At 55.9% G+C, this 7244-nt stretch carries 9 protein-coding genes; 6 read left to right on the top strand and 3 right to left on the bottom strand.

The genetic code is table 11. From position 1 onward, the window contains the following. Nucleotides 1-309: 309 nt before the first annotated feature. Nucleotides 310-1212 carry a CHAD domain-containing protein gene (locus ABH944_RS16065; protein ID WP_404607369.1) on the top strand — a complete coding sequence of 301 codons (903 nt, stop codon included), beginning with the start codon at nt 310-312 and terminating at the stop codon, nt 1210-1212. A 20-nt stretch (nt 1213-1232) separates the two neighbouring features. Here ABH944_RS16065 and ABH944_RS16070 read toward each other — a convergent pair whose 3' ends face one another. Next, entirely contained in the window at nt 1233-1751 is a 519-nt protein-coding gene (locus ABH944_RS16070; RefSeq protein WP_404607368.1) for an arsenate reductase ArsC, read from the bottom strand. Between the two features lie 328 nt (nt 1752-2079). Between ABH944_RS16070 and ABH944_RS16075 the strand changes: the two genes are divergently transcribed. Further along, nucleotides 2080-2277 carry a DUF3562 domain-containing protein gene (locus tag ABH944_RS16075; protein WP_062083298.1) on the top strand — a complete coding sequence of 66 codons (198 nt, stop codon included), beginning with the start codon at nt 2080-2082 and terminating at the stop codon, nt 2275-2277. Nucleotides 2278-2697: 420 nt separating this feature from the next. Here ABH944_RS16075 and ABH944_RS16080 read toward each other — a convergent pair whose 3' ends face one another. Both ABH944_RS16080 and ABH944_RS16085 read right to left on the bottom strand, forming a co-directional pair. Further along, entirely contained in the window at nt 2698-2928 is a 231-nt protein-coding gene (locus ABH944_RS16080) for a hypothetical protein (RefSeq protein ID WP_404607366.1), read from the bottom strand. Nucleotides 2929-3157: 229 nt separating this feature from the next. Then, nucleotides 3158-3631, bottom strand: a complete 474-nt coding sequence (locus ABH944_RS16085) for a hypothetical protein (protein ID WP_404607364.1) — start codon at nt 3629-3631, stop codon at nt 3158-3160. A gap of 337 nt (nt 3632-3968) precedes the next feature. Between ABH944_RS16085 and ABH944_RS16090 the strand changes: the two genes are divergently transcribed. From ABH944_RS16090 to ABH944_RS16105, 4 genes are all read left to right on the top strand, one after another. Next, nucleotides 3969-4802, top strand: a complete 834-nt coding sequence (locus ABH944_RS16090; RefSeq protein ID WP_404607363.1) for a substrate-binding periplasmic protein — start codon at nt 3969-3971, stop codon at nt 4800-4802. 157 nt (nt 4803-4959) lie between these two features. After that, entirely contained in the window at nt 4960-5790 is an 831-nt protein-coding gene (locus ABH944_RS16095; RefSeq protein ID WP_404607361.1) for an amino acid ABC transporter ATP-binding protein, read from the top strand. A gap of 14 nt (nt 5791-5804) precedes the next feature. After that, the gene (locus tag ABH944_RS16100) at nt 5805-6476 is read left to right on the top strand and encodes an amino acid ABC transporter permease (protein WP_404607359.1); all 672 of its coding nucleotides are present in this window, start codon (nt 5805-5807) and stop codon (nt 6474-6476) included. A 10-nt stretch (nt 6477-6486) separates the two neighbouring features. After that, nucleotides 6487-7155 (top strand): amino acid ABC transporter permease, encoded by a 669-nt coding sequence (locus ABH944_RS16105; protein WP_404607358.1) that lies wholly within the window; start codon nt 6487-6489, stop codon nt 7153-7155. Nucleotides 7156-7244: the final 89 nt, after the last annotated feature.

The raw sequence follows: 7244 nt of genomic DNA on the forward strand, positions 1-7244 counted from the left end.
ATAGTTGCTTAGTGGCTTGAACGTTTGATGACGCTCTGACGAGATGCAGGTAGCGCACTATGGCTGCCGAGAAGAATTCTTTGTGACTGCCGGCGGCCCATGCCGCCCTTAAGCGCTTACTGATATGAAAACTTTCTCGAATAAAAAATAGAGCATGTGGCCTTCTTGGCACATCGTCCGCCGCTGTTGTAGGATTCAGCGCGGGTCCTTGGCGCGGGACAGCCAGACGTGCGCGATTGGAAGTTGATTGAAAACCGGCTTCGTTCCGGGTGCTTCTTCTACACCTTGCACTTTCCGAGGGCGTCCCTAATGAGTTCCCACATTCTCGCTTTGACACCGGATGAGTTGGACTCGGGGAAAGACAGCGCGCCTCCAGGATCGATAAGTCCCTCTACATCCGTGGCCACTGCGTTTGCGGTTCTCGCCACGCAGACGTCTGCAGAGGTCATACGGCGCGCCCATGCACTGCATGCCGGATCTGAGCCGGAAGTTCTGCATAAGCTTCGGGTCGCCCTGCGTCGGCTGCGTTCGCTTTGGTGGGCTTATGAACCGCTACTCGATAAGAAAGATGCCAAGCTCAAGCGGAGCGAGTTTAAATACCTTGCCGACGCTGCGGGTAAGACCCGCGACTGGGACGTGCTCCGTGACATTCTCATGGCAAGCCAGCCGAAGCAGCTATCGCACCGGCGGCTTCTCGTTTCGGTAGAAGAGCATCGGACCCATGCTCTTTCACTCAGCCTGAGAACAATTCGTAGTGCGGGCGTTGAGAAAATACTGCAACGCGCGGTGACAGGCGCCGCGCGCCAGCTGGATTCACAATGCGAGCTTCCCGTTCTTTCCGAGTTTGCTGAAGAGCGTGTTGCACGGGCTGAGAAGGCGCTGAAGAAGCGAGTCACGCAAGCAACGGAACCCGAACACTCGGGATACGCGATGCTGCACGAAGTGCGAATCTCGGGAAAAAAACTTCGGTATTTGCTGGAGTTCTTTTCGCCGGTCCTCACCCACAGCCACCAATCCACAATCGAGCGTCTGACATCCGTGCAGAACGAACTCGGCAAGCTTAATGATCTTGTCACGAGCGAGACGTTACTTCAGGTGTATTCGTTCCAGCCAGGTGAACCTGACGGGGTGAAAGAAGCCGTCCAATACTTCGAAGACGAGAAAAGACGTCACATGCGCGCCGCGCACGAGATATTGCGGACGACGTCATAGCGCTGCAGGGCGAGCCTTGATTACAACGCGGAGCCGGCTCCGCTGCGACCCGCTTCCGGATGAGCGTTCACCGCCAGCACCTGTTCATCGGCATTCATCGATTGCAAGGGAAGCGCGATGAACACGCTGATGCGCCTCAGGATCTGGCGGAAAACCCGTTCGAACGCCTGTTTCTGCAAGTCCTCGTTCGCGAACTCAGCGAGCGGGTCGTCAAATGTCCATCGGCAAAATACAGGCGATCCCGGGAAGTTCGGCGCGTGTGCCTCATCGGCCTCGTCGCACATGGCGACGACCACATCCATACGCGGAGCGTCGGTATCGACGAATCCCTGCCAACTCTTAGGCTGCAAGATATGAATGTCAGCGATTGTCGAGCTAAGCTGCGCGATGGTCAGCGGGTGAAGTCGTGCTGCAGGCTCGACCCCCGCGCTGAATGCTTCGAACCTGTCCGGTGCAAGTTGCCTGAGCAGGGATTCAGCCATGATGCTGCGCGCAGAATTCGCGCGACAGAGGAACAGGACCTTGCATTTGGCATTCATGGCGCGACCCCAATCTGATGGCGGTGGTTTCCCGCGCGAATCCTACAGCCGCAGTTTGGCAATCCAATGACACTGCTGTGACAGGGCGTCAGGGCGTGCATCGTCTAACAGGGCTTCACCGTCCTTTCCCCGGACCCGCGTCAGATGGCACTTCTGACTTTACCAAACGGCGAAATCTCACGACGCGCATCAAGAACCCTTGGCTATTTTCGCCGGGTGGATGGCGCCTCCTTTCGCAGCGACTCGCCCATAGTCACGTTCAATTGGATTTGCTTTATCGACAAGCCTCTACTCGGTGCTCTTACAACTTATGCGGAGCGAGAGCGCTATGACACCGACTGATGCCAGCGAGGTTGTACAGACCATTGCGACCGAAACCAATACTTCGTCCGAGACGGTTTCCAAGCTCTACGCTGACACGTGGGCCGAGTTCGCGGAGAACGCGAGAATTCATGACTTTGTGCCCCTGTTCGTCGCCAAGCGTGTTCGCGCAACAATCAAGGCCGGTCAGAAGCAGCCTCATTAGAATGTGGCGGTAGGCGAACCGGATGGAAAGGAAGTAACAACGATTGCGCCGGCGCCTCACAACGGCAGCGGCAGCATTACGCGGAAGCATGTCAATGTAGGGGGCCTTTAAGGCGCCATCGTTTATCCATGTCTTTCAACAACACCACGTAATCGGACATTGGCGCCCTGGCGAAGCACGCATAGGCGCCTTCATTGGCTTCATCCCACAGAAGCTGAAACCGCCTGGCCGCCTCCGGCCTTGCGAGAGGCAATGCGAGCAGGCTTGCGAACGCAAACGAGATTTCCTCTGCTGTTCGATGCGTAGCTGCTGTCACGGGTTTTCAAATCCAGAGAATGTCCAACGACCAATAAAACCGCGATAGCGTAGATGGGCTTCAATTCGAGCGGCGAATCCCCGCGAACAGTCGAGCTCTTGTAGTCAGGACTGTGCGTTTTTCGCTTCCGCTTGAAACCACCACTCCATTTCCTTGAGAAGCGCAACGTACTCAGCCATCAAGGACGTTCCCATCACCTCAACGGCCGCGCGATTGGCCTCGTCCCACAAGTGGTCGAATATCGCGAGCGCAGATGCATAAGGGAGTTCTTGGACGCTCATCGTTTTGAATGCTACTCGTATTTCCGAGGCGCTTCTGCGCTGTTGATTACTCATCCTGTGTGTCCAGTACCTTCCCCGCATTCGCCGAATGGCAAGGTTCGTCTTTCAGGAGCATCGTACTATTATTTCGTGACCGTGAACGTCGCTCATTCTGCGGAAAGACAGATTTGCATAGGATAACTGGAGACCTGGACAATGTATCAGTCCGGCGAGACAACCTGATGAATAGCCGGAAGTGCTTCGCGTGGACTCAGCCGACGTACTTAAGTTACGTCAGGTTGCGTTAAGCCGATGCTTCAACAATGGCCGGAGTTCGTTCGGCTTTGAGCAAGCCTTCCACCATTCGCGTTTCGGCCTTGGCAATACTATCAAGGGAGGCAGCAGACAACTGGCGGCCGAAAATCTCGAATACCACACACAGCCATGCGTATTCTGCATCGCCCATCAGCCAGACGCCGTCTTCCTTGTTGGTAGCGTCAATATGCATCATCGCCGCGAGCGCCTCTTGTATGTCCGAAATCCGGTCCGGCTGATACCCGATATGGCAAAGCTCCTCCGCAACAAGCAACTGTCGGCCGACGGTCGTAAATAGTTCACGCGAGCCGTGGCCTCGCCGGAATGCATCCAGGCCCACATAACACTGAAGAAGCATGGCCTGGGTGACGGGTTCGTGTCCGGCACGACTAAAGGTAAGTGCCCTTAGCAGCGGCGACATGGCCGGCTGAGTATGTTTGCGCGCTCGCGATTTGTTAGGCATGTCTGATTCAACTCCCTTCTGTAACTTCCGGTATCGCCGTCTAGTGCGGGTGCCGAAACAAGCGCCCTTTGAACACTAGCCTGCACAACCATCATGGCAACCCAAAATTAAAACCGGCTTAAACGATCGGGCAAACAAAGGCGTGTTTGCGACGACCGCCACGCGCTTCCGGGTTGACCAACGAACCAATGTCTTTGCTTGGCCGGGCAATTACCTGGTTGACATCCCAAATTTTGATGCCCTACGATGTACGCAATGCTGCACACATTGAAACACGCATCATTGTTCGCTCAGTTAATAGTCAGCCATGGGTTTACCCCTAATTTGAGAGGTCAGAATGCTCCACCTGTCTCGCTTCACCCGCCAGGCCCTTGTATGGCTGGTAGCCGCTGCGTCACTGTCCGTCAGCCTGCAATCGCGCGCGGATGACACAAGCTCCTGGCAAAGCGTCAAGAAAGCAGGGGTTTTGCGTTGCGGTGCCGCCGTGGCGCCGCCGTATGTGATGAGGGATGCGAAAACCGGTGCATACAGCGGCTTCTTCGCGGACCTTTGCCGCGACTTTGGGCAAAACGTGCTGAAAGTGAAGGTCGAGTTCGTCGATACGACGTGGGACAACATCGTTGCCGGATTGCAGTCAGAAAAGTGGGACCTGTCGATGGCGTTGAACGACACGCCTGAGCGTGAAAAGGCCGTTGCGTTCTCGTCGGGCGCGACGGATTACAACGTTTCCTTTGTCTACAACAAGAACAACCCGAAGATTCCACAGACCGTGCGCACCATCGCCGACATAGACAAGCCGGGTGTGATCGTCGCGGTGATGTCCGGCACCTCACAGGACAAAGCGATCTCAGCGGTGCTCAAGCAAGCGCAAATCATGCGTTTGCCGGGCAATGATGAAACGCGTCTTGCGTTGATTTCCAAGCGTGCCGACCTCCTGGCGGACGCAAACATCACAAACATGCTTCTGACCGAAGCACACCCGGAATGGGCGGTCGGCTTCAACCCTATGCCGCCGCTCGCGCAGCAGGAAGTCGCGTTCGGCCTGCGCAAAGACACTACTGCCGCGGATATTGACGTCCTCAATAAATATCTGAATCAACAGGTCACATCGGGCGCTGTTAATCGGCTCATCAAGACGTCTGTTCAGGCAATGCTTGCAGCAAACAAATAGCGACCCATGCAGCACTACTGATTATTTATATTCTTAAGAAGCGGGGTGAAACCCAAGGGCCTTGGTTTAGCAAAGGTACGCGACCAAGCGTCGCCGGGTTTCTATTTTCGATTCGTATATCGAGCGCCCGATACGCGCTCCGCGGGAGAGATTGCGCATGTTGTCACCTCAAATCATGGCCGTTCAGCCGGACATCAAGTCGACTCCCCATAAGATATCGGCAGCAGTGACGGGTGACTTCGTTCAGCTCCGTAACGTGTACAAGTCATATGGCGAAAACCTTGCCGTCATGGACCAGATGAGCTTGAACATGCGCGCCGACGACCGGCTGGTCATCATTGGCCCGAGCGGCAGCGGCAAGAGCTCATTGCTGCGGGTCATGATAGGCCTGGAGGGCATCCAGGGCGGCGAGATAGGGTTTCAGGGCAAGCCCTATATCCACGGCGCTGACTCCGGCCACGGAAAACGGATTGATCAGACATTGCAGAAACAGATCGGGATGGTGTTCCAGCATTACACCCTTTTCCCCCATCTTTCGGTGCTTGGCAACCTCATCCTTGCTCCCGTCAAGGTTGGTGGCATCTCGAAAGGGGAAGCTACAGCGCGCGCGAAGACGTATCTCGCGCGCCTTGGTCTTGAGAGCAAACTGCACGCGTACCCGAGTCAGTTGTCGGGCGGTCAGAAGCAACGCGTGGCGATCGCTCGCGCGCTGATGCTCGAGCCGAAACTCATGCTGTTCGATGAAGTGACGTCGGCCCTCGACCCCGAAATGGTCATTGAAGTCCAGAACGTAATGCTGCAACTGGCCGAACAGAAGATGGCAATGATCATTGTCACCCACGACATGCATTTCGCGCGCGATATCGCCACACGTGTGGTCTTCTGTGCGAGCGGAAAAATAGTCGAAGAAGGCGTGCCGGCCGAGATGTTTCAAGTGCCCGAGGGAAGCTCGCACTCGCGAGTTCCTCGAAAAAGTTCTGCATCTTGATTGAGGTCGAAGCCATGAACTACCACTTCGACTTCAGCTTTCTTGCCGGTAGCGCCAGTGCGCTGCTCGGTGGTCTGAAGGTAACCATAGAGCTTGCCGTCGCGGCGAACATCATGGGCCTCGTCCTCGGCTTCTTTCTGTGCCTTCTGGTGATGAGCCGCTGGACAATCGTACGCTGGCCGGCACAGCTCTTTGTCGAATTCTTTCGCTGCACGCCGGCGCTTTTGCAGATTGTCTGGTTCTTTTACTGCATCCCGATGATGGTCGATATCTTTATCGATCCCATTGTGATGGGTGTGCTTGCGCTCGGATTGAACCTGACCGCATTCAACGCCGAAGCGTATAGAGCCGGTGTCCAGGCGGTTCCGAAGGAGCACCTCGATGCATCGGTCGCGCTTGGGCTGCGGCCGTGGCAGCGTACTGTGTACGTTGTTCTTCCCCAGGCGTTGCGTAGCGCGATGCCGGTGCTGATGACCAATGGGATTGGCAGCTTGCAGCAAAGTGCTCTCGTGGCCATCGTGGCGGTAGCCGACCTGATGTATGTCGGCAAGAGTCTGGCCACCGAAGCCTACCGGCCGCTCGAGACTTACTCCGTGATTGCGCTGATCTATTTCGCTCTCTCACTGCCTGTCGCGAAACTGGTGAACGTCGTTGCGCGTCGCCAGGACACTGCGGTGCAGCGCTGAGGAGAAGACCATGAATCTCGATTTCTCTGTAGTACTTCCTTATTGGCCGGTCCTCGCCAAAGGGCTCGGAATGACGCTCGCATTTACAAGCAGTTGCGCCATCATTGGAAGCCTTGCGGGATTCGTGCTGAGCGTGCTGCGAATGTCCCCGTCACGCTGGTTGAAAACGTTGACGAGCTTCTACGTGGATTTCTTTCGCGGAACGCCCTTGCTCATTCAGCTGTTCTGGGTGTTCTTCTGCTTTCCGGTGGTATTCCGGCTGCCCATACCGTCGTACCTGTCGGTGCTCATCGCACTGACCCTGTATATGGCGGCCATTACCAGCGAGACCTTCCGGGGCGGGCTGAAGTCCATATCAGCCGAGCAGCATGACGCTTGCATCGCACTCAGCCTTTCGCCCCAGGCGAAGATCCTCTATGTGATTTTTCCACAAGCGCTGCTGCGCGCCATTCCTCCGCTGCTGTCGAATATCGTGAGCCTGTTCAAGGAAAGCGCGCTCATTTCGTCGGTCGGCGTAGCGGACCTGATGTTTGTGGGGCAAAACATTTCAAACAGCACTGCCCGCCCTGTGGAGTTCCTCACGACGGTTGCGCTCATCTACTTCCTTGTCGCTTTCCCGCTGACCCGTCTGGTCGGTGTGGTTGAGTCGCGGATGCTCAGGCGTTATGCCTATTATTGATATTTCCGTAAAACATGACAACCAATCGTAGTCCTGCGCGTTATATCTTCAACGAACTGTCTGGAGGTATGGGGCATGGTCAAGAGAGG

The sequence above is a fragment of the Caballeronia udeis genome, from assembly GCF_044909315.1.
Taxonomy (GTDB): Bacteria; Pseudomonadota; Gammaproteobacteria; order Burkholderiales; family Burkholderiaceae; genus Caballeronia; species Caballeronia udeis_A.

Bases quoted from the DNA above. Each gene is read 5' to 3' on its own strand.
- ABH944_RS16065 (WP_404607369.1), top strand. From the start codon at position 310: ATGAGTTCCCACATTCTCGCTTTGACACCGGATGAGTTGGACTCGGGG.
- ABH944_RS16070 (WP_404607368.1), bottom strand. From the start codon at position 1,751: ATGAATGCCAAATGCAAGGTCCTGTTCCTCTGTCGCGCGAATTCTGCG.
- ABH944_RS16075 (WP_062083298.1), top strand. From the start codon at position 2,080: ATGACACCGACTGATGCCAGCGAGGTTGTACAGACCATTGCGACCGAA.
- ABH944_RS16080 (WP_404607366.1), bottom strand. From the start codon at position 2,928: ATGAGTAATCAACAGCGCAGAAGCGCCTCGGAAATACGAGTAGCATTC.
- ABH944_RS16085 (WP_404607364.1), bottom strand. From the start codon at position 3,631: ATGCCTAACAAATCGCGAGCGCGCAAACATACTCAGCCGGCCATGTCG.
- ABH944_RS16090 (WP_404607363.1), top strand. From the start codon at position 3,969: ATGCTCCACCTGTCTCGCTTCACCCGCCAGGCCCTTGTATGGCTGGTA.
- ABH944_RS16095 (WP_404607361.1), top strand. From the start codon at position 4,960: ATGTTGTCACCTCAAATCATGGCCGTTCAGCCGGACATCAAGTCGACT.
- ABH944_RS16100 (WP_404607359.1), top strand. From the start codon at position 5,805: ATGAACTACCACTTCGACTTCAGCTTTCTTGCCGGTAGCGCCAGTGCG.
- ABH944_RS16105 (WP_404607358.1), top strand. From the start codon at position 6,487: ATGAATCTCGATTTCTCTGTAGTACTTCCTTATTGGCCGGTCCTCGCC.